The 18048-nt window shown below is 44.4% G+C and carries 20 protein-coding genes; 10 read left to right on the forward strand and 10 right to left on the reverse strand.

All coding sequences use genetic code 11. The features are described from left to right. Window positions 1-127: 127 nt before the first annotated feature. The 3 genes from ACEN9X_RS02795 to ACEN9X_RS02805 are packed head-to-tail and all read left to right on the forward strand — an operon-like array spanning window position 128 to window position 1471. Complete coding sequence (locus tag ACEN9X_RS02795; RefSeq protein ID WP_413668958.1) at window positions 128-286, forward strand: hypothetical protein; 159 nt, start codon at window positions 128-130, stop codon at window positions 284-286. A 55-nt stretch (window positions 287-341) separates the two neighbouring features. After that, complete coding sequence (locus ACEN9X_RS02800; protein WP_413668959.1) at window positions 342-764, forward strand: hypothetical protein; 423 nt, start codon at window positions 342-344, stop codon at window positions 762-764. A gap of 26 nt (window positions 765-790) precedes the next feature. Beyond that, window positions 791-1471: a metal-dependent hydrolase gene (locus tag ACEN9X_RS02805; RefSeq protein WP_413668960.1), complete on the forward strand. Its 681-nt coding sequence runs from the start codon at window positions 791-793 to the stop codon at window positions 1469-1471. A 179-nt stretch (window positions 1472-1650) separates the two neighbouring features. Here ACEN9X_RS02805 and ACEN9X_RS02810 read toward each other — a convergent pair whose 3' ends face one another. Then, the gene (locus ACEN9X_RS02810) at window positions 1651-2127 is read right to left on the reverse strand and encodes an organic hydroperoxide resistance protein (RefSeq protein WP_413668961.1); all 477 of its coding nucleotides are present in this window, start codon (window positions 2125-2127) and stop codon (window positions 1651-1653) included. Between the two features lie 279 nt (window positions 2128-2406). Here ACEN9X_RS02810 and ACEN9X_RS02815 point away from each other — a divergent pair, with 279 nt between their 5' ends. The 7 genes from ACEN9X_RS02815 (at window position 2407) to ACEN9X_RS02845 (ending at window position 10682) form a co-directional block, all read left to right on the forward strand. Beyond that, entirely contained in the window at window positions 2407-2955 is a 549-nt protein-coding gene (locus ACEN9X_RS02815; RefSeq protein ID WP_413668962.1) for a hypothetical protein, read from the forward strand. Window positions 2956-3144: 189 nt separating this feature from the next. Beyond that, the gene (locus ACEN9X_RS02820) at window positions 3145-3711 is read left to right on the forward strand and encodes a carboxymuconolactone decarboxylase family protein (protein ID WP_413668963.1); all 567 of its coding nucleotides are present in this window, start codon (window positions 3145-3147) and stop codon (window positions 3709-3711) included. A 28-nt stretch (window positions 3712-3739) separates the two neighbouring features. Continuing rightward, a complete protein-coding gene (locus ACEN9X_RS02825; protein ID WP_413668964.1) occupies window positions 3740-6508 on the forward strand; it encodes a TonB-dependent receptor in 2769 nt (922 codons plus the stop codon). 5 nt (window positions 6509-6513) lie between these two features. Beyond that, entirely contained in the window at window positions 6514-7776 is a 1263-nt protein-coding gene (locus ACEN9X_RS02830; RefSeq protein WP_413668965.1) for an MFS transporter, read from the forward strand. A 77-nt stretch (window positions 7777-7853) separates the two neighbouring features. Continuing rightward, window positions 7854-8399 carry a carboxymuconolactone decarboxylase family protein gene (locus ACEN9X_RS02835; protein WP_413668966.1) on the forward strand — a complete coding sequence of 182 codons (546 nt, stop codon included), beginning with the start codon at window positions 7854-7856 and terminating at the stop codon, window positions 8397-8399. 16 nt (window positions 8400-8415) lie between these two features. Beyond that, complete coding sequence (locus tag ACEN9X_RS02840) at window positions 8416-8970, forward strand: carboxymuconolactone decarboxylase family protein (protein WP_413668967.1); 555 nt, start codon at window positions 8416-8418, stop codon at window positions 8968-8970. 371 nt (window positions 8971-9341) lie between these two features. Beyond that, on the forward strand, window positions 9342-10682 hold the full coding sequence (locus ACEN9X_RS02845) for a polysaccharide deacetylase family protein (RefSeq protein WP_413668968.1): 1341 nt from the start codon (window positions 9342-9344) through the stop codon (window positions 10680-10682). Between the two features lie 80 nt (window positions 10683-10762). On the opposite strand, the gene hmpA is transcribed toward ACEN9X_RS02845, so the two are convergent. The 9 genes from hmpA to ACEN9X_RS02890 all read right to left on the reverse strand — a co-directional run bounded on the left by hmpA (window position 10763) and on the right by ACEN9X_RS02890 (window position 18023). Continuing rightward, window positions 10763-11974 (reverse strand): NO-inducible flavohemoprotein, encoded by a 1212-nt coding sequence (hmpA, locus tag ACEN9X_RS02850; RefSeq protein WP_413668969.1) that lies wholly within the window; start codon window positions 11972-11974, stop codon window positions 10763-10765. A 40-nt stretch (window positions 11975-12014) separates the two neighbouring features. Beyond that, window positions 12015-12311 carry a hypothetical protein gene (locus ACEN9X_RS02855; protein ID WP_413668970.1) on the reverse strand — a complete coding sequence of 99 codons (297 nt, stop codon included), beginning with the start codon at window positions 12309-12311 and terminating at the stop codon, window positions 12015-12017. Between the two features lies 1 nt (window position 12312). Then, window positions 12313-12606 carry a cupin domain-containing protein gene (locus ACEN9X_RS02860; protein WP_413668971.1) on the reverse strand — a complete coding sequence of 98 codons (294 nt, stop codon included), beginning with the start codon at window positions 12604-12606 and terminating at the stop codon, window positions 12313-12315. A 216-nt stretch (window positions 12607-12822) separates the two neighbouring features. Then, entirely contained in the window at window positions 12823-13209 is a 387-nt protein-coding gene (locus ACEN9X_RS02865) for a group III truncated hemoglobin (RefSeq protein WP_413668972.1), read from the reverse strand. A gap of 368 nt (window positions 13210-13577) precedes the next feature. After that, window positions 13578-13985: a cytochrome C gene (locus ACEN9X_RS02870; RefSeq protein WP_413668973.1), complete on the reverse strand. Its 408-nt coding sequence runs from the start codon at window positions 13983-13985 to the stop codon at window positions 13578-13580. Further along, the gene (locus tag ACEN9X_RS02875) at window positions 13982-14248 is read right to left on the reverse strand and encodes a hypothetical protein (protein WP_413668974.1); all 267 of its coding nucleotides are present in this window, start codon (window positions 14246-14248) and stop codon (window positions 13982-13984) included. The genes ACEN9X_RS02870 and ACEN9X_RS02875 overlap by 4 nt, the downstream gene beginning before the upstream one ends. A gap of 19 nt (window positions 14249-14267) precedes the next feature. Next, entirely contained in the window at window positions 14268-15311 is a 1044-nt protein-coding gene (locus tag ACEN9X_RS02880; protein ID WP_413668975.1) for a cbb3-type cytochrome c oxidase subunit II, read from the reverse strand. Window positions 15312-15316: 5 nt separating this feature from the next. Then, window positions 15317-17467 (reverse strand): cbb3-type cytochrome c oxidase subunit I, encoded by a 2151-nt coding sequence (locus ACEN9X_RS02885; RefSeq protein ID WP_413668976.1) that lies wholly within the window; start codon window positions 17465-17467, stop codon window positions 15317-15319. Window positions 17468-17585: 118 nt separating this feature from the next. Then, entirely contained in the window at window positions 17586-18023 is a 438-nt protein-coding gene (locus ACEN9X_RS02890) for an RrF2 family transcriptional regulator (RefSeq protein WP_413668977.1), read from the reverse strand. Between the last annotated feature and the right edge of the window lie 25 nt (window positions 18024-18048).

Consider the following 18048-nt stretch of genomic DNA (forward strand, 5'->3'; position numbering starts at 1 on the left):
AAAAAACTCGCAGGGGCTCCGCCGGAGCCTTCCAAATAAAGATTTGGCTCCGTAGGTGCCTCCTGTTTTAAAACGATTCTTTATCACATTTATCAAGAGGATATTGATAATCATAAATTCAAAAACTATGAGCAAGTTGAAACAAGGCCGGTTATTAATGGGCTTCATCTCGCTGTTCTCATTATCATTTCTTACAAGGGCGCCGTTTGAGCGTAACCCGCAGGATTGTGAAATGATCTGCGTACCAGGAAAGAAGAAAAAACCAGCAGAAAATAAATACATCTAATATAAACAGCATCGGCCCTTTTGCAGGGCCGATGCTGTTTTAAACAAATACCATCATGAAAAAACTCCTGTTAATTTGCATAACAACACTTTTAAGTATAGGTGCTTATGCCCAGGCAAATGAATTAAACTGTACCGAACGGGCATTTACTTTTAAAATAAACCTGCCTTCGGGTGGGCATAACTATTCATCTAAAATTGGCTGCTCTAATTCTTCGCAATTACCATCAGATTTCAGGCTGCCGGGGGCTTCTGCGGATAAGCAAAATCAAGCGAAAACTACCCTTCTGTTTGGTCTTAACGAAAAATCCGCTCAGTACACATCTTATTCTTCGGCCGATACGATCATGTTTAAAAATATGACATTTCTATATCCTAAAATAAACAATGTAACAGGTAAATTTAGCCGTACAGCCTATGATCATTTTAAGCTATTGTCAATGCCAGTCCTAAATGCCTTAACTCCGCTTTTAAACTAATCATCATTAACATAAAAACCAAACCAATGAAAATCAACTATTACGGTCACTCATGCTTCTCGGTGGTTTCCGGAGGTAAACACATCCTGTTCGATCCCTTTATTACAGGCAACGAAATGGCTAAAGACATCAACATTGATGAAATTAAAGCCGATTACATTTTTGTATCCCATGGTCATTATGATCATATTTTGGATGTGGAAACTATAGCAAACCGCACAGGAGCTATGGTTGTGGGTATTTATGAGGTTTACGATTACTTCAACAAGAAAGGCGTTAAAAATGTTCATCCTTTAAACCCGGGTGGTAAGGTAACCTTTGATTTTGGTACTGCAAAATCATTCATCGCTCAGCACTCGGCCAGCTTTCCTGATGGCAGCTATGCCGGTGTAGCCTGCGGCTACGCTTTAAAAACCGATGATGGTAATCTTTATTACAGCGGCGATACCGGGCTTACACTGGATATGGAACTGGTGGCTAAGTGGGTTGATCTTGATTTCGCTGTGTTTCCCATTGGAGATATGCTGACCATGGGCGTTGATGATGCCATTGAAGCAGCTAAGCTTGTTAAGGCCAATAAGGTTTTAGGCGTTCATTATGATACTTTTGGCTTTATTAAAATAGATAAAAATGAAGCGATAAAACAATTTGAACATGCAGGCTTAAAGCTGTTTTTACCAACCATAGGCGAGAGCATTGATATTTGAGCGGCCTAAACGTCTTATTATCATCAGAAAGTGAAATAACAAAGGCGGAGAAGACTTCCGAAGTTTTAAAAACTTCGGAAGTCCGGGTTTAAAGAAAGCAAAAAAGGCCTGCTCCAAACTACTGGAGCAGGCCTTTTTTGCTTTCTTTAAAGTACCCCCTTTAGGGGGCGGAGGGGGCTTTACACCAGGTTGATCTCAACATTGATGTTACCGTGAGTTAATTTAGAATACGGACATGTTTGGTGAGCTTCTTCAAGCAAAGCTTTGGCTACATCCACATCCAGACCTGGCAGACTTACATTTAAACGGGCTTGTAAAAAGTAAGCACCGGTAGTAATACCCAAATCCACTTCGGCGTCAATAGCCAGTTCGGCAGGGAGTACAATCCTTTTTTTAGCAGCAGCTATTCCGATAGCACCTTCAAAACAAGCTGACCAGCCGGCAGCAAATAATTGTTCGGGGTTAGTACCTGGTTTAGGAGTGCCGGGAGTTGAATGTTTGATATCCAATTGACCATCGCTGCTTACAGACGAACCGCCATCACGGCCGCCAACTGTACGAACTTTAGCGGTATATAATACTTTTTCGATTTTATTAGCTGAGATACCTTCGATTACCTTGATCTTATCGGTAGCTGAATTTTTAATAGTTTCCATTGTGTTGTTTATTTAAACAGTTTTTGTTTTTTGTATACTCAAAGATACCCTGATATCGACTGGAGTCCTATCACTAACTATCCGAGCCGGACATCGCATACCGCGAACCGGACATTCTTTAAGCCGAAAATCCAATCAACAAAAAGGGTTATTGAAACTTTTAATTATAATCGATAACGGATAAAGAAAACAGGCTATGCTTACGCATAATAATTCTAAATAAATTTGGATACTACGTTTATAAACAGCATTTTTAGGTAACCTTTGTTCGTAAACCAATTGAAAAAACTTGTCGCTCTGATGTTGCTTAGCATTCACCTGCTTAATATAGGCGGGCATGTAGCGTTACATCAATTCCTGGTTTACAAAAGCAACAGATACTTTACCGAGCAAACCGCCAAAGGCTTTTACAATGTAAATGACCTTACCGAGATAGTTATCCCTGCCAATATGCCCGGCATAACCGACTGGAAAAGCTACGAGAACATTCACGGACAGATCCAGTTTGGCAACAACAGTTACAATTATCAAAAAATGCGCGTAACAAGGCATGCCATTTATCTAATGTGCATACCTAATTATGCAACCACCCGCCTGGCCGATAAAAACATCATTAACGCTAAGGATGTAAAAGAGAACTCGGTACCGCAAAAAGAGCATGTGCCCTTTGGTAAAATAACAATGCAGGACAACCTCAATTTCACTTTTGCGTACTTTGAGTTTAGTTGTCCAATAAAATATACTCAACAAATTGTTGTTCACCCCGTTCAACAGTTAATTCCTGCTCACCAGGATATCCCGGAGCAACCGCCCAAGGCCGTTTGCTGATCTTTTTCCCTGTTTTAATTCATTTTTTGGGTAGTGGTTGTACCACTCTGCTGCTGTGTTATTATTTATTTCTGCCGATAGTTTATTAGTAGCTCAAGGGCTATGAGAACAACTATATATCGATAGCGTTAATAATCTCCGGACAGGTACATCCTTTCCCCCAACCTACAAACATTCAACTAATTATTTATGCCTTATATTACCCTTGAAAGCCATTTGCCGGGCATTACCGGCTTATTGGAGTATGCCAAAGAACCGGCACAACCTATCCGTAACCTTACGCAATTTTTGTTGCGCGGCCCGTCAACCTTATCCGAAGCTGATCGCGAACTGATAGCCACCGTAGTATCGCACAACAACCAGTGCACCTTTTGCACTACCGCACACACCGCCGCCGCCGATCTGCTGGCCGGCGAAGCAGAAACAGCGCAAAAAGTAAAGGAAAACATTGAAACCGCTCCGGTTACCGAAAAAATGAAGGCCTTGCTTACCATTGCCAAACTAACCGCTCAAAACGGCCGAAATGTAACAACCGAAGCTATTGACCGCGCCAAAGCTGTAGGAGCTACCGATGTTGAAATTCATGACACCGTATTGATTGCGGCCCTGTTTTGCTATTATAACCGCTATGTTGATGGACTGGCCACCGCCCTCCCCGCCGATGCCGGTTACTATAATGTGCTGGCCGAACGCCTGGTTAACCATGGCTACACCCGCCTGCCGCAAGGCTATGATCATTTAAAAAAACAATCCTAATCCCTATTTAAAGTAAAACCCAATCACAATGAAAAAACTTTTATTATTTGTATTACTGCTCACATCCATAAACCTGTTTGCCCAGGAAGTAAAGGTAACGGGCAACATTACCGATGCAGCCACCGGCAAGCCTGTGTCCGGCGCGAGTATCACCGTTAAAGGAAAGCTTACCGGTACCATTACCGATTCAAAGGGTAATTATGCTTTGAATGCCAATAAACTAAAGCTTCCCTTTACTATTGTTATATCAGCTGTAGGCTTTGAAGTACAGGAAAGCCAGGTAACATCTGCCAGCAATAACATCAGTATAAAGCTAACCCAACAGGCTATTGTACTTAACGAGGTAGTATCCTCTGCTACCCGTATCAACCAAAGCATTTTGCAATCGCCGGTGAGTATCGAAAAAATGAGTCTTAAGGCCATTAAGGACAACCCATCGTTTACTTTTTACGATGGATTACAAAGTGTAAAAGGTATTGAATCGGTTACCAGCAGTTTAACTTACAAACAGATCAATACCCGTGGTTTTAACAGTACAGGAAACAGTCGTTTTTTACAACTGGTTGATGGCGTCGACAATCAGACGCCCGGCTTAAATTTTTCAGTAGGTAACCTTTTCGGCGCTTCGGATATTGATATTGAAAGTGTGGAAGTTATCCCGGGAGCAGCTTCGGCATTATATGGCCCTGTTGCATTTAATGGTCTGCTTTCACTTAAAACCAAGGATCCATTCAAATACCAGGGCTTAACCCTGCAGGTTAAAAGCGGACTGAACCACTTTGGCGAATCGGTTGTAAAACCACAGGGTTTGTATGATTTTGCGGCCCGCTATGCTAAGGCGTTCAATGATAAATTCGCATTTAAAATCAATGCATCATACCTCACCGGTCGCGATTGGTATGCAGATAATTATACTGATGTAAGCGCCTCAACCCCTGCCGCCCAACGTGGCCCCAATAATCCAGGCCGTGACGCGCTTAATATTTATGGCGATGAGGTTTCCAAAACTCTACCCGGTATTGGTTTGGTTTCAAGGACAGGTTATGAAGAAAAAGACCTGATGAACTATAACGTTTACAGCCTGAAACTGAACGGTGCTTTACAATACCGCTTCAGCAATAACCTGGAAGCTATCTACCAATACAACTATGGTCGCGGTACTGCAAGCTATACCGGTAGCAGTCGTTTCGACCTCAATAACTTTGTTTTACAAACCCACAGAGTTGAGTTAAAAGGCAGCAACTTCTTTATCCGTGGCTATTCGGTTGAAGAAAACTCACACGATTCATACAACACCCGCTCACTGGCCCAATTCATTAACCGCGACTGGGTAAAAGACCTCAACGGTAACACAGTTACCCCGGATAAAGCCGATGACACCTGGTTTACCCGTTATGCCGCAGCATTTAACGGCACAGTAAGCGGCGTTACTCCTAATAACAATTCCGCAGCAAGAACTTTTGCCGACCAGGGCCGTTTTTTACCGGGTACTGCAGAATTCAACAACGCCAAGAATGCATCTATCCACAACTACGGCTTGAGTGGTGCAGGCGTTTTCAGTAACAGTAAGTTTTACCATGCAGAAGGCCAGTATGATTTTACCAGTGCCATCAAAGTATTTGAGCTTTTAGCCGGCGGCAGCTTCCGCGATTACAGGATGTTTACTAACGGCAGTTTGTTTGATGATAAAGATAAACGCGTAACTATCAAAGAATACGGTTCCTTTGTACAGGCAGCAAAAAAACTGTTTGACGATAACCTGAAACTAACGGCCTCTATCCGTTATGATAAAAACGAGAACTTTAAAGGAAGCTTCACCCCTCGTTTTTCGGCGGTGTATACCGTTGATAAAACATCCAACTTCAGGGCATCATACCAAACCGGCTTCAGGAACCCAACCCCGGTTGATCAGTTCATTCATCTTAACGTAGGGCCTATCACCATTTTGGGAGGTGCGCCTAATAACAGCAAAGGCCTGAATGTTTATGAAAACTCGTTCACCTCATCATCGGTGAGTGCCTTTGGCGCAGCGTTTGGCAAGGCCGTACAAAGCGGTACACCTTTCCCTCAGGCAGTTGAACAAAATAAAAGCCTGCTTCAAAAAGCCAGTGTAGCCTATATCAAACCCGAACAGCAAAAAGCATTTGAGTTAGGTTACAAAGGCCTGATCATGGATAAATTACTGATCGACCTGAACTACTACCACAGCAGCTACAACAATTTTATCCTGAACACAGTTGTGATCCAACCAAGCAACCCAATTCTTGGTTCTGATGGACAGGTGACCACAGCCTCTGCAACTGATATCCCTAACGGCAAGGTGCACGCATTCCAGTTGTACACCAACGCGCCTGATAAGGTATCTGCCCAGGGAGCAAGCGCGGGTTTAACTTACCTGCTCAATGGCGGTTACGCTGTGGGTGGTAATGCAACCTTATCGGTGTTTAACCTCCGCAATGCTAATCCTAATAACATTGCAGCCTTTAACACACCTAAATGGAGCACAAACGCAACATTTGGCAACAGTAATGTGATCAATGATTTCGGCTTCAACGCGGCATGGCACTGGCAAACTGCTTACGACTGGTATGGAACCTTTAACGGCACCCGTCCGGGCCGTGTAGATGCTTACTCTTTAGTTGATCTTCAGTTTAGCAAAAAACTACCAAAGCTCCAGTCGACCATCAAACTGGGCGGTAGCAATATATTCAACAATAAAGTATACCAATCGTACGGCTCGCCGGCAATCGGCGCCATTTATTATGTATCAATAGTATTTGATGACCTTTTAAAATAAACAACATGAGCACTTTAACAATTGATGGTCAGGTTGCAAAACCTCAAACAAGCCTCAGCGCCGCCTACAGGGTAGTGCTGTTCGCGATCTGCTTTTTTAGTACTGCGTTGGGAGGTTCCGTGTCAACGCTGATGTCGGTTTACCTGCCCGTTGTGGTAAAAGACCTTCAGGGAACGGTTCCTGCGGATGAAATTAACGCCATCAGCGGGTATATCAACGCCATCTTCATTTTTGGATGGGCCTTTGGCGGCTTTACCTGGGGCGTTATCAGCGATAAAATGGGGCGCAAAAAAGCCTTGCTGCTGGCTATTGGCAGCTATGGTGTATTTACCATTTTAACCGGGTTGATGCCAACCTGGTGGGGTGTATTGCTTTGCCGCTTTTGCAGCGGTTTTGGTGTTGGTGGGGTTTTAGTAACTTCCATAACTTTGGTAAGCGAGGTTTGGCCCAGCAAGAGCAAGGCCGTGGTTATCGGGATCCTTTCCATTGCGTTTCCTGTAGGCATTTTCTCTGCCGGGGTAATTAACCTCATCGTTTCATCGTGGCGATCTGGCTTTTTGGTCGGGGTAATCCCGCTTACTTTGGCCATTATAGGCGCGCTGATACTGAATGAATCTGAAAACTGGCTCAATTATCGCAATGCTATCGCCAACCGCGAAAACCCTTTAAATAAGCTGCTCTCCAAAAGCCATCGCCGCGAGCTCATCGTAGGCTCCTTAACTTTTGGTACCATGCTAATAGGTTTATGGGCCATATTTTCATGGCTGCCTACCTGGGTGCAAAGCCTAATTACCGATCATGATGCCGCTAAAGAACGCGGACTGAGCATGATGTGCTTAGGTATGGGCGGCTTGACAGGCGGTTTCTTTTCGGGCTGGCTGGTGAACTTGTTATCCATCAGGCGTTCTATGATCATTTGTTTTGCTGTTTGCGCAGGCATGTCATTCGTCCTATTTAAAACCAATAACACATTCAGTCCCGCCATTTATATCGAGATAGCCATACTGGCCTTGTTCTTCGGCGCAAGCCAGGGTGTATTATCAGCGTACATACCGCAATTGTTTTCAACCGGTATTAAAGCAACAGCTACAGGTTTTTGCTTCAACATAGGCCGCATATTCACAGCCACGGCAGTATTATTCGTAGGTGTACTGGTGTCTTCACTTGGCGGTTACGGCAATGCGCTGTTCATCTTCTCGCTGGTATTTATCATAGGTCTGGTGGTAGTATTATTTGTACGGGAGAAAGTCGAAGGATCTAAAAGCTGAAGGCTTAAAGCCAAAAGCAAAAACACATAAAAATTAATTCACTAAATCACTAATTCAATAACTCACTAAATAAAAATATGGCACACATCAATGTACCCGAAGGCGTTCCGGGCATCCGTTCGCTGGTAATGTTCAGGCCCGAAACCGGTCAATATTTATATGAACTGGCCGAAGTACTATTACGCGGAGAATCAACCTTAAGTCCGGCCGACCGTGAGCTGATAGCCACTTATGTATCATACCGTAATAACTGCACATTCTGCTATAGCAGTCACGCTGCCGCCGCCCGTTGTTTGTATGAGGATGACGCCCTGATTGTGGACGAAGTATTGCGCGACATGACCGACGCGCCGATCAGCGCCAAACTAAAAGCATTGTTAAATATTGCAGGCAAGGTGCAGATCCTGGGCAAAGAGGTAAAACAAGAGGATGTTGATGCAGCACGTGCAGAGGGAGCCACCGACCGCGAAATTCACGATGCAGTATTAATAGCCGCCGCCTTCAGCATGTTTAACCGCTATGTAGATGGACTTGCAAGCCTTACTCCTACCGATCCGGAAGCTTATGCCGAAATGGGAAAACGTATGGCAAAAGGTTATGTATTACCCCAACCACAGCATTAATTTAAAACCTGATATTATGGCACATATTGAATTAAATAACGATTTGCCCGGCATCCGTGGCCTGATGTTTTACAGCCCGGAAACAGAGGCACCGTTAAACGCCCTTGCCGAGCAATTGCTTCGCGATGATAACAATTCCTTATCCCGCGGCGAACGTGAACTGATAGCCACTTATGTATCCTACCTTAACGATTGTTTCTTTTGCCAGAACGTACATGGCGCTGTAGCCGGGTATTACCTCGGCTGCAACATTGATGAGATAGACGCTATCAAAGTTAACTTTTCGGCGACCGACCTTTCACCCAAAATGAAAGCGCTCTTAGCCATTGCCGGCAGCGTACAAAAAGGCGGCAAACATGTAACGACTGAACAAATTGAAGCGGCCCGCGCACAAGGTGCCGATGATAAAGAGATCCACGATACTGTATTGATAGCAGCTGCTTTCTGCATGTTTAACCGATACGTTGACGGCTTGGGAACATGGGCACCGCAAGACAGGCAAATTTACATCGACCGCGCGCCTGAACGTGCCGAAGTTGGCTATATATCAAGCATTTTTAAGAAAGTTTAATACCTAAGTTTTTATCACATCAATGGCCCGGGGTTAAAAGCTCCGGGCTTTTTTGCTAACTTATCCGGATATTTAAGCGATAATTTGGGATTAACTCTACTGACAAAAGGGGGTTAACAGGGTTAACACAATTTAGTGCTATTTTTTTTTAATAATTACCTCACAGTCAATCAGTTGATTGTTTTTTTTGCAAAAAAAGTGTTAACCCCCTTTTTTGTATAAATATATCGGCCAAATTTCAATTTATTGGTGACATAACACCAAGACTAGTCAATTGGTTTATAATACAGCCTCCTTTATGGCACCTCATACCCAGCCAATTGAAACAGCAATATTACTTTGTAAATTAATTTAAAAAGTTAATTTTAGTTATGCTTACCACCAATTACAAACCAGTTAAAACCCTGCTGCTCACAGCACTCATTGCCTCGCAAGGCTTACAAAGCAATGCACAAACCAAACCGGGCACAACCGAAATAACCAAATGGCAATATGGCAAAACCGGGGCCGTTTCCCTTACTTATGATGACGGCTCCATGAACCAGTTCAGAAAAGCCCTGCCCGTGATGGAGCACCTTAAAATGCCGGCCACATTTTTCATTATTACCGGCTCTATTCCCGGATCCAAATACCATGGAAAATTTATAGGTCGACCCGTAAAGGAGATTATCAAAGAATCGGCAACGGCTCCTACCAATGATCAAAACTTTTTTGAACGATGCTCGGCGGCCGGATACCTGGGTTACATGGGCACCATCGCCTCACATACACAGGCAGGAAGTTTGTATGATAGCGGTAAAAAGGAAAAAGCATTCAAGGTATTGGATGATATCTATGCCAAAGCCCGCAACGGCGAATTGAAACCAGGCTACGAACCCAATGATGAGTTTAAACAATCTATAGGCTCAACCTGGGACGATTTCAGGAAAGACGCCGCCGAGGGTTATGAGTTTGCCAGTCACTCTATTACCCACCCCAGCATGCCCGGTCTTGACGAGCCCAACCTGCTTTGGGAACTGGAAAAAAGCAAAGCTGATATCCTTGCACAGCTTGGCCCTAAACATACCTTTTCGGCAGAGTGCCCTTACGGTTTTGAAAACGACAGGGTGATGAGCTATGCGTTAAAAATTTACCCCGCCTTGCGTAACCGCATGCCCGAGCCATGGCTAAAAGAGATTGATCGCGCCAGTAAACAATCACCTGGTTCAACAGATAAAGATTACATTCAATGGCAGCGCGGCGCAACTACCAAAACACCACTACCTATGATGAAGCTTTGGGTTGATACCACGCTTAACCATAGCAATACCTGGCTGGTACTGGTTTTCCATGGTATTGATGGCATGGGTTACGAAGCCCTGCCCAGCACCCTGCTTGACGAATATTTTCAATACATCAAAAGCAAAAACGATAAGCTTTGGGTAGCAACCTTTGGCGATGTAACCCGTTATATGCGCGAACGTGAGCACGGCAAAGCTGTAGCTTCAACGGTAGGAAACGCCATACAGGTTAAAGTAAGTCATAACCTTGATGCCAAAATGTATTATCTGCCATTAACGCTCAAAACTTATGTATCACCAAGCTGGACAAGCACAATGGTAATCCAGGGTTCAAAAAGCAAAAAGATTAGTACAACTAAAGATGAAAAAGGTACTTATGTACTGTATCAGGCTCAACCCAACCAGGCGATAGTAACGCTGAAGAAAGGATAATGATATAGAGAATAACCATTTCATGCTGAGGCAGCTTATCTAAGAGATAAATGGCTTCAGCATGAAATAGCAATCCTGTTTTAATTCAACTGCAAAGTTTGCGGACCAAACTCTTCAAAATGGATCAGTTGTTTATCGATACCTTTTTTAACCAGTTCGCGGTAATGCAGCTCGATAAACCCAGCCGGACCGCAAATGTAGTACTCGGTATTGGGTTCAAAAATCTCATCGCCTAATTGGTTCAGGTCAACCCAACCCTCATATAAATTGTCAGATACGCCTTCCTCAACTTCGTTGTAGAAAATGTGCTTTTTAACTTCCTCGTTTTCGCCTTCCCAATGTTCAATAACTTCTTTAAAGGCATGCACATTTTTATCACGGCAACCATGAACCCAGGTTTTAGGCCGCTTACTGCCGCTTTTGATCAGGCTTTCCAACATGCTCATCAGTGGGGTTTGACCAACACCACCGCTGATAAAAACTATTGGATGGTCGCCATCACCATTTAGCACAAAGCCGCCTGCCGGTGCCGATACCTCAATGATATCGCCCTCATTAACAAAATTATGCAAACGGTTACTGATCATACCATCAGCAAGCAACTCGGTACCTGTTTCGCGTTTAACCGAAATACGGTAATACTCGCTGTTAGGCGCGCTTGAGATGCTGTATTGCCGGGGTTGCAATAAATTAAGTTCGGGCAAAAACAAACGCACGCTCAAAAACTGGCCGGGAGTAAAATCAGGCACAGCACCACCGTGAGTAGGATACAGGTAAAAAGAAGTGATCTCCGCCGATTCTCTTACCTTCTGTTTTACTACAAACGGCCTCCAGCCGGTCCAGCCGCCTTTTTTTGCTACCTGTTTGCTGTATAAATTTTGCTCATGGCCGGCCATGATAGTTGCCAGCTGGTTATAAGCAACAGTCCATGCTTCCAACAGCTCTGAAGTAGCTGCATCGCCCAATACCTCGCTGATTGAGGCAATCAGATGCCCGCCAACAATAGCGTAATGCTCGGGCCTGATATCAAGACTGGTATGTTTTTGCCCAATACCGTCAAGCACAGGCATTAATACTCCAGGGTTTTCGATATGCTCGGCATAAGCAAGCACGGCCATAGCAAGGGCTGTTTGTTGTTTGCTGTTTTGTTGGTTACCCAGGTTAAATACATTTTTAAGCTCGGGATTGTGGGTAAACATCCGGTTGTAAAAATGCGTAGTTAACAATACTCCATGCTCCTTCAATACAGGCACTGTAGCCTTTACCAACTCTTTTTGTTCTTTAGTAATCATCGTTTTAACAGTATATATTTATCATTAATTGCCGCGCCCGTTAGCCTTGTATTAAAAGGCAAATACTATCCTCAAGGGCAAGCAGGCTGTGCGGCACGTTTACGGGTATTTCAAAATCAGCATCGCGTTTCAAATCAACCGCGCGTTCCTGCTCATTATAGGTTACATGGCCTTCGGTAACTATCAGCCTGGCAGGTATGGCGGTTTTATGTTCTTTTAAAACCGCACCCTTTTTCAGACCAATGACCATCATTTTATAGCTATCGCTTTGTTTTAATATTTTAACCACCGGCCCTGCGGCTAATGGCATTTGCTCGCGCACTTGTTCTATGATCATATTAATTAATGTAAATGTTATCGGCTTCGGGGTATTTGATCTGCGCAGTACTCGCTAATACAATCCAGGCTTTGAAATCATCTATTATTTTAAGCATGTGCTGCTCATTGGCCGGTATCAGGGAAGTTTCGCCTTTGCTAAGCTCATACGTTTCGCCAGAGTATATGAGCAGGGCATTTCCGTCTTCCACAATCATATAAGCATCTGATGTGGCTATATGCCTTTTCATATTTGCGCCTGCGGCGAACTCAATTTTAACCACCTGGAAGTGCTCGTTTGTTTGAAGCTGTTTCATTGCATTTGATTTTAAGTATTTGATAGCTTTTCTTTCGTTCCCTCCTTCGGGAGGGGTGCGGTTGGTAAGTGCAGTGGAAGGGAGGGGTTATGCTCCTTTCAAGTGAGTAAGCATATTGATGAAACCCCTCCCTACACCCTCCCTGTGGAGGGAATCGCACGTTCCATCGCGCAGCAATCGTCTTCCAAACACAGATATAATATTAATGCGCATCCACTACATGATAACCTTGCCCGGTCCGCCTTTCATGTTGGCCAGTTTACTCATAAACATTACGGCCATTAAACCAGCCCTGTTTTTAGCATCATTAGCCATGGGGCCGGTGAAGTGTGCGTCAACGGTATCTTTAAATAGTTCCAGCCAGCGGTCAAAATGAGCGTTACCGATAGGTAGCGGCGCATGTCGGGCAAAGGGATTACCTTTAAATCCGGGAACGCCAAACAAAGCGGCGTTCCAGAAAGCGTACATTTTATCAAGGTGCGGCTGCCAGTCGTCTTTTATTACTTCGGCAAAAACAGGCCCCAATAACCCATCAAGCCGCACCCTGGTATAAAATTCATCAACCAGTAGCTTGATTGATGTTATATCTTGTATATCGTTCATTATTATATGTTATTCTAATACTTAAAAAAGATTGTCATTTCGAACGATAGTGAGAAATCTCATACATTCTGTTTGGCAGCCGTGCAGGTTTACTTTGCACATCGTATAAGATTTCTCTTTCGCTCCTACGCTCTTTCCCACCCATGCTCTATCGAAATGACACCTTTTTACTAACCTCTCCACAAGTGCGTTACCTTCGGCCCGGGCTATCCGCTCATACGCCTGCAGGCATTGCGCACATGGGCCGGTATCCGCTACTATCCCTAACGCGGCACCTCACCCAACCCTCTCCAAAGGAGAGGGCTTTAAAAACATCTCCAATTTGCTAATCCAAGTCCTCTCCTTTGGAGAGGATTTAGGTGAGGTTCCTACAACTTCACTGCCAGCGATGTAATAATGAAATATCCAGTCCATGCTACAAACAGGATAATCCCTACCACCAGCCACCAGGGGATACTTTGCGGGGTTTCGCTGCCCGCCAGCATAAAGGTTTTCTGATCGCCTTTGCCGTAAGCATTAATCATGAGGGGCAATACACCTTCAACAATTTCGTCTTTCTTTAAACCCTCAATGGCGATCGCCGGGCCATTACGCACCACAAAAGGGATCAGCTTAATACCTTCTTTACCCTGGTGGTCTTTACTCACAACTTTGAGCACATGGTTGCCGTCGGTCAGTTTTCGGGTATCCAGATCAAACGTTACAGGTGCCGGGAACTCACCTATCGGTTTCGGGTCTTCATCAATAAACAGGGTTACAAAACTTTGATCTCTCATGGCTTCAGGTCGTTTAAAATCATCCGTTTAATGTGTTCTTCATTCTTTTCACCGGGTTTTATAAAGCATTTGATGGTTGCTACCAGCACGTACAGCGTAATCGCTACCATTACAAATACAATAAGATAATCCCAGTTGCTATCAGGACCCGCGCCGTGGGTTATTCCTCCAAAACCGCCGGGTTGTTGCTTTTTACAGGCCTCGCAGGCGATAGCATCCAGTTTAAGGATGAGCATGAGCAGCAGTATGATATATTTTTTCATCTTTTGGGGATCTTGATCTTTACTTTTTAGCAGCTATTGTTTCGGGTTTACCAAACGAGGCAATGATCTTTTTCACATCATCAGCGTTTACCTTCTTGGAGTTGTTGCCCCAATTGCTGCGTTCATGATTTACAATGGCGGCTACCTCTTCAGGTTTCAGGTTGTTATTTGTCCCCACGGCTGGCATTATACCGTAACCCTCACTTACACGGCCATTATAACCTTTCATGATTATAGTCACCTGCACCTCGGGATTATCATCAAGCACTATCTTGCTGCCTTTCAACGCCGGGAAAGCACCAACCAGGCCTTCTCCGTTTCCCTGATGGCATGACTGACAATTGGTGGAGTAAAGTGCTGCACCATCAAATTGTGGCTTGGCGGCTGCGCCTTTGCCGGGTGTATTTGCAGCAGCTTTTTCGGCTTCACTTTTCCCGTACAGGAATATTGGTACCGGTTTGCCATCGGGCAGGGTAACTTCCTTTAACGATCGCAGGTAAGCTACCAGCGCTACTGCTTTATGCGTAGCTATTATTTTGCCGGTTATACCTTTTTTAAAATCATCAGGTACATTAACTACCACATCATTTGGCCAGGCATAATCTTTAATTTCAAACAGACATTCATATGAAGGCATAACAGACTCCGCCACTACCGACCTTGGGTTAAACAAATGCAGGTAATGCCAGTCGTTACTTGGCTGGCGTATGCCTACGTTGGTTAAATCGGGGCCGGTACGTTCGGAACCCATGAGTGTGGCCGTGTTACGCCAAACATCAGTGCGGGTGATGTTAGCGTAATCGGCAGCTATATTGGGGCGGGCTCCCCAAACTTTGTCCATATCTACATTACGCACCTGCTGGGTATGGCAGGCCACACATCCTTCGGCAATAAATACCGCCTTGCCTTCGGTTTCAAGCCGGTTCAGCGGCTTACTGCCTGGCAATGGTGCATTGTTATTTTGGCTGGTAAATGCCGGCCCTATCACCACAAAAAATGTGAGCAGCACAAAGAAGCATAACGCGGCAGTAAAAAGTTTTTTATGATTATTATAGATTTCCATGGCTATCAGATTTCGGCGTTAACGGGTATAGCATTTAGTTTCTCAAAAACTTCCTTCCTGATATCGGGATCGCTTTTATGGCCCGAAAACATTACATACATGTTCCAGGCAAACACCAGGTGTGAGGCCCACATCAGCGAGCCGCCAATGGCACGCCATAACCAGTAAGGAGCCATCAGCACCACGCTATCAATAAATGGTTTCCCATCGCGCCAGGCCATACCTTTCAAAGTACCACCTACCATGAGCGGAATGGTGTAAAACAATACACCTATCAATGCCATCCAGAAATGCGCACCAACCAAACCTTGCTTCGGTTCGTTACCGGTAAGCCTTGGCACTATGGTATAAATACTTGCCCAAAGAAAAAAGGCAATAATACCATACATGGTAATATGCGAATGTGCTGTTGTAAAATCGGTAAAGTGCCAGATGAGATTGGTTTCCCTGAATGCTTCGGCCGTGCCCTGTGTGGAACCTGTAAAGTAAAACAAGATGCCAACTATGTAAAACGGCAGCGTATAGCTCCGGCCTATCTTATTAAAGTTGCCCCTGAAGGTCATGATAAAATTGGTTGTGCCCGAAAATACCGGTATCAGCATACCCATACTGCCCACAATAGCTACGGTTTGCAGCCACCATGGTATCGAACTAAAAATAAAGTGATGGGTACCTATCAGCGTGTAAAACAAAATCTGCGACCAATACGCCAGGATCCCTAAACTGTAGGAGTATATAGGCGTATTTAACTGCTGCGGCAAAAAGTAATATACCAGCCCCAGGTTAAAGAACATGAACCACATACCTACGGCCTGGTGCATGTAATAACCCTGCACAATAGTTTCGCCAAGGCCATCCTGGTAAAAGGGCAGATAACCAACGGTTACGATCACCGTTAAAAACATCATGGCCGAAACGATATACCAGTTGGAGATATAGATCTCCTTAGTTTTGCGCTGTGCTATGGTTTGAATATAATTGGCGAGGCTCACTACAATGCCGCCCGCAAAAAGTGCCATCACCGGCCAAATATATTCGCGGTATTCGCCGCCGCCGTTATTGATGCCGGCCATGAGCATGCCACTACCTAAAACAATGGCAGCATTCATGAGCACGAGCGAGTAATATCCCCACTTAATACTGTAAACTGCAGTATTACTAACCGTAGATACCACATAGTAACCGAGTCCTAACATGGCCATTGACGACCATCCCCAGAAAACCATATTGGTATGTACCGGTCTCAGACGGCCAAAGCTCAGCCAGCTAATATGGTCGGCATCCGGCGAAACAAACTTGATACCGATATACTCACCCACCGAAGTGCCCAGCACCAGCCAAAGCGTGGCGGTACCCAGGTACCACATGATCAACTTTATTAGCCTGGGATCGGTTTGATGTTTATGGGCTGCTTTACGTTTGGCAGCAAAGAACCGCGGACCATGAACCTCATCAACATTAAACAAGATTCCTTTTGCGTCTTCGGGCCCGATATTACCGGCAAGCTCATTGTTGGTTAACCGGTAATTAAGCGCGTGCTTGCGTTTAATAAGATCATCATACACCCCATCATCATTATCAACTATATTGGCAAGTTCACGCGCTTCGCTGTTCAGCCTGTTGTAGCGCGTTTTCATAGCGAGATTGCGGATTTTTAAAGCCACCAAAAAAACGGTTATCACCAGCGGGATAAAAATTAGCGTAAGCATAATGATCATACCGGGACTGGTTAATATATTTTTGCCGTCCGCAGGTGTTTGAGCATTTACCTCCAATGATGAAAGCAAAAGCAGCAACACCATAACAGCTGTAAAGCCGTTATGGCCGCCCTTTGCTTTGCCGATGGCCTTTTTACGGCTGTTTCTGCGGCTTATTAACTGATCAAGCTGCCGGGCATCCAGACTGTTTATTTGCCTGAAGATCCATTTATCGCCGTGTTTTTCCTGTGCTGCTTCATCTTCTTTCAGGCCGCGGGCCAAACGAATAAGCCAAACCAGCAGTAACAACAAAAAGAAAATGGTAAATGCAATAATGATGCAGACGCCGGTGTTAAAGGCGGGATCGGGCTTCAATACATCGGCAGCATATACTGCTGTTCGGGGGGAAAACTGCAGCAGGCCAATAAGGCTAAGGGTTAAGTAGATTTTGAGTTTCATATAAAATATATTAATACCTTTTTATCTTTTAAATTTACTGTCTTGATACTTCAATAATTTATTTGCTAAAACTTTAAATGATTTTTGAACGCGCCTGTAACCTTTTTGGCGGGTTGGGTTATTTTTTCAGTACTACTATTCCCAGGTTCAGATCTTCGTTGAACTGGCCTATGGTGATAGATTCAAGCATGTTTTGCAGGCGGTTCCTTACCTCTAAAAAATCATGGTGCAAAGGGCAGGGATTTTTTGATGAACACTCTTTCAGTCCTAAACCGCAATCCCTGAATATCCCCCCACCGTCAACCGCTTCTATCACATCTGACAGTGGGCGGGCCAGGCTTTGTGCATCAAGATAAAAACCGCCATTAGGCCCTTTTACCGATTGAATGATGCCCCTCTTGCTTAAATCCTGAAGGATCTTGGCCAGGAAAGGTTCGGGCGAATCAATGTTTACGGCTATTTCCTTTATACCTACCCTACTGCCATCGGCGGTGTGCTGGGCTATAAAAAATACTGCCCTCACCGCATACTCACATGTTTTTGAAAATATTCCCATTGCTTTTATAAAGCAAAAGTAGTTA

This window comes from Mucilaginibacter sp. Mucisp86 (assembly GCF_047324315.1).
Taxonomy (GTDB): Bacteria; Bacteroidota; Bacteroidia; order Sphingobacteriales; family Sphingobacteriaceae; genus Mucilaginibacter.

What these genes read in the sequence shown, in the direction of transcription:
- ACEN9X_RS02795 (WP_413668958.1), top strand. Translation starts at nt 128, where the DNA reads ATGAGCAAGTTGAAACAAGGCCGGTTATTAATGGGCTTCATCTCGCTG.
- ACEN9X_RS02800 (WP_413668959.1), top strand. Translation starts at nt 342, where the DNA reads ATGAAAAAACTCCTGTTAATTTGCATAACAACACTTTTAAGTATAGGT.
- ACEN9X_RS02805 (WP_413668960.1), top strand. Translation starts at nt 791, where the DNA reads ATGAAAATCAACTATTACGGTCACTCATGCTTCTCGGTGGTTTCCGGA.
- ACEN9X_RS02810 (WP_413668961.1), bottom strand. Translation starts at nt 2,127, where the DNA reads ATGGAAACTATTAAAAATTCAGCTACCGATAAGATCAAGGTAATCGAA.
- ACEN9X_RS02820 (WP_413668963.1), top strand. Translation starts at nt 3,145, where the DNA reads ATGCCTTATATTACCCTTGAAAGCCATTTGCCGGGCATTACCGGCTTA.
- ACEN9X_RS02825 (WP_413668964.1), top strand. Translation starts at nt 3,740, where the DNA reads ATGAAAAAACTTTTATTATTTGTATTACTGCTCACATCCATAAACCTG.
- ACEN9X_RS02830 (WP_413668965.1), top strand. Translation starts at nt 6,514, where the DNA reads ATGAGCACTTTAACAATTGATGGTCAGGTTGCAAAACCTCAAACAAGC.
- ACEN9X_RS02835 (WP_413668966.1), top strand. Translation starts at nt 7,854, where the DNA reads ATGGCACACATCAATGTACCCGAAGGCGTTCCGGGCATCCGTTCGCTG.
- ACEN9X_RS02840 (WP_413668967.1), top strand. Translation starts at nt 8,416, where the DNA reads ATGGCACATATTGAATTAAATAACGATTTGCCCGGCATCCGTGGCCTG.
- ACEN9X_RS02845 (WP_413668968.1), top strand. Translation starts at nt 9,342, where the DNA reads ATGCTTACCACCAATTACAAACCAGTTAAAACCCTGCTGCTCACAGCA.
- hmpA (WP_413668969.1), bottom strand. Translation starts at nt 11,974, where the DNA reads ATGATTACTAAAGAACAAAAAGAGTTGGTAAAGGCTACAGTGCCTGTA.
- ACEN9X_RS02855 (WP_413668970.1), bottom strand. Translation starts at nt 12,311, where the DNA reads ATGATCATAGAACAAGTGCGCGAGCAAATGCCATTAGCCGCAGGGCCG.
- ACEN9X_RS02860 (WP_413668971.1), bottom strand. Translation starts at nt 12,606, where the DNA reads ATGAAACAGCTTCAAACAAACGAGCACTTCCAGGTGGTTAAAATTGAG.
- ACEN9X_RS02865 (WP_413668972.1), bottom strand. Translation starts at nt 13,209, where the DNA reads ATGAACGATATACAAGATATAACATCAATCAAGCTACTGGTTGATGAA.
- ACEN9X_RS02870 (WP_413668973.1), bottom strand. Translation starts at nt 13,985, where the DNA reads ATGAGAGATCAAAGTTTTGTAACCCTGTTTATTGATGAAGACCCGAAA.
- ACEN9X_RS02875 (WP_413668974.1), bottom strand. Translation starts at nt 14,248, where the DNA reads ATGAAAAAATATATCATACTGCTGCTCATGCTCATCCTTAAACTGGAT.
- ACEN9X_RS02880 (WP_413668975.1), bottom strand. Translation starts at nt 15,311, where the DNA reads ATGGAAATCTATAATAATCATAAAAAACTTTTTACTGCCGCGTTATGC.
- ACEN9X_RS02885 (WP_413668976.1), bottom strand. Translation starts at nt 17,467, where the DNA reads ATGAAACTCAAAATCTACTTAACCCTTAGCCTTATTGGCCTGCTGCAG.
- ACEN9X_RS02890 (WP_413668977.1), bottom strand. Translation starts at nt 18,023, where the DNA reads ATGGGAATATTTTCAAAAACATGTGAGTATGCGGTGAGGGCAGTATTT.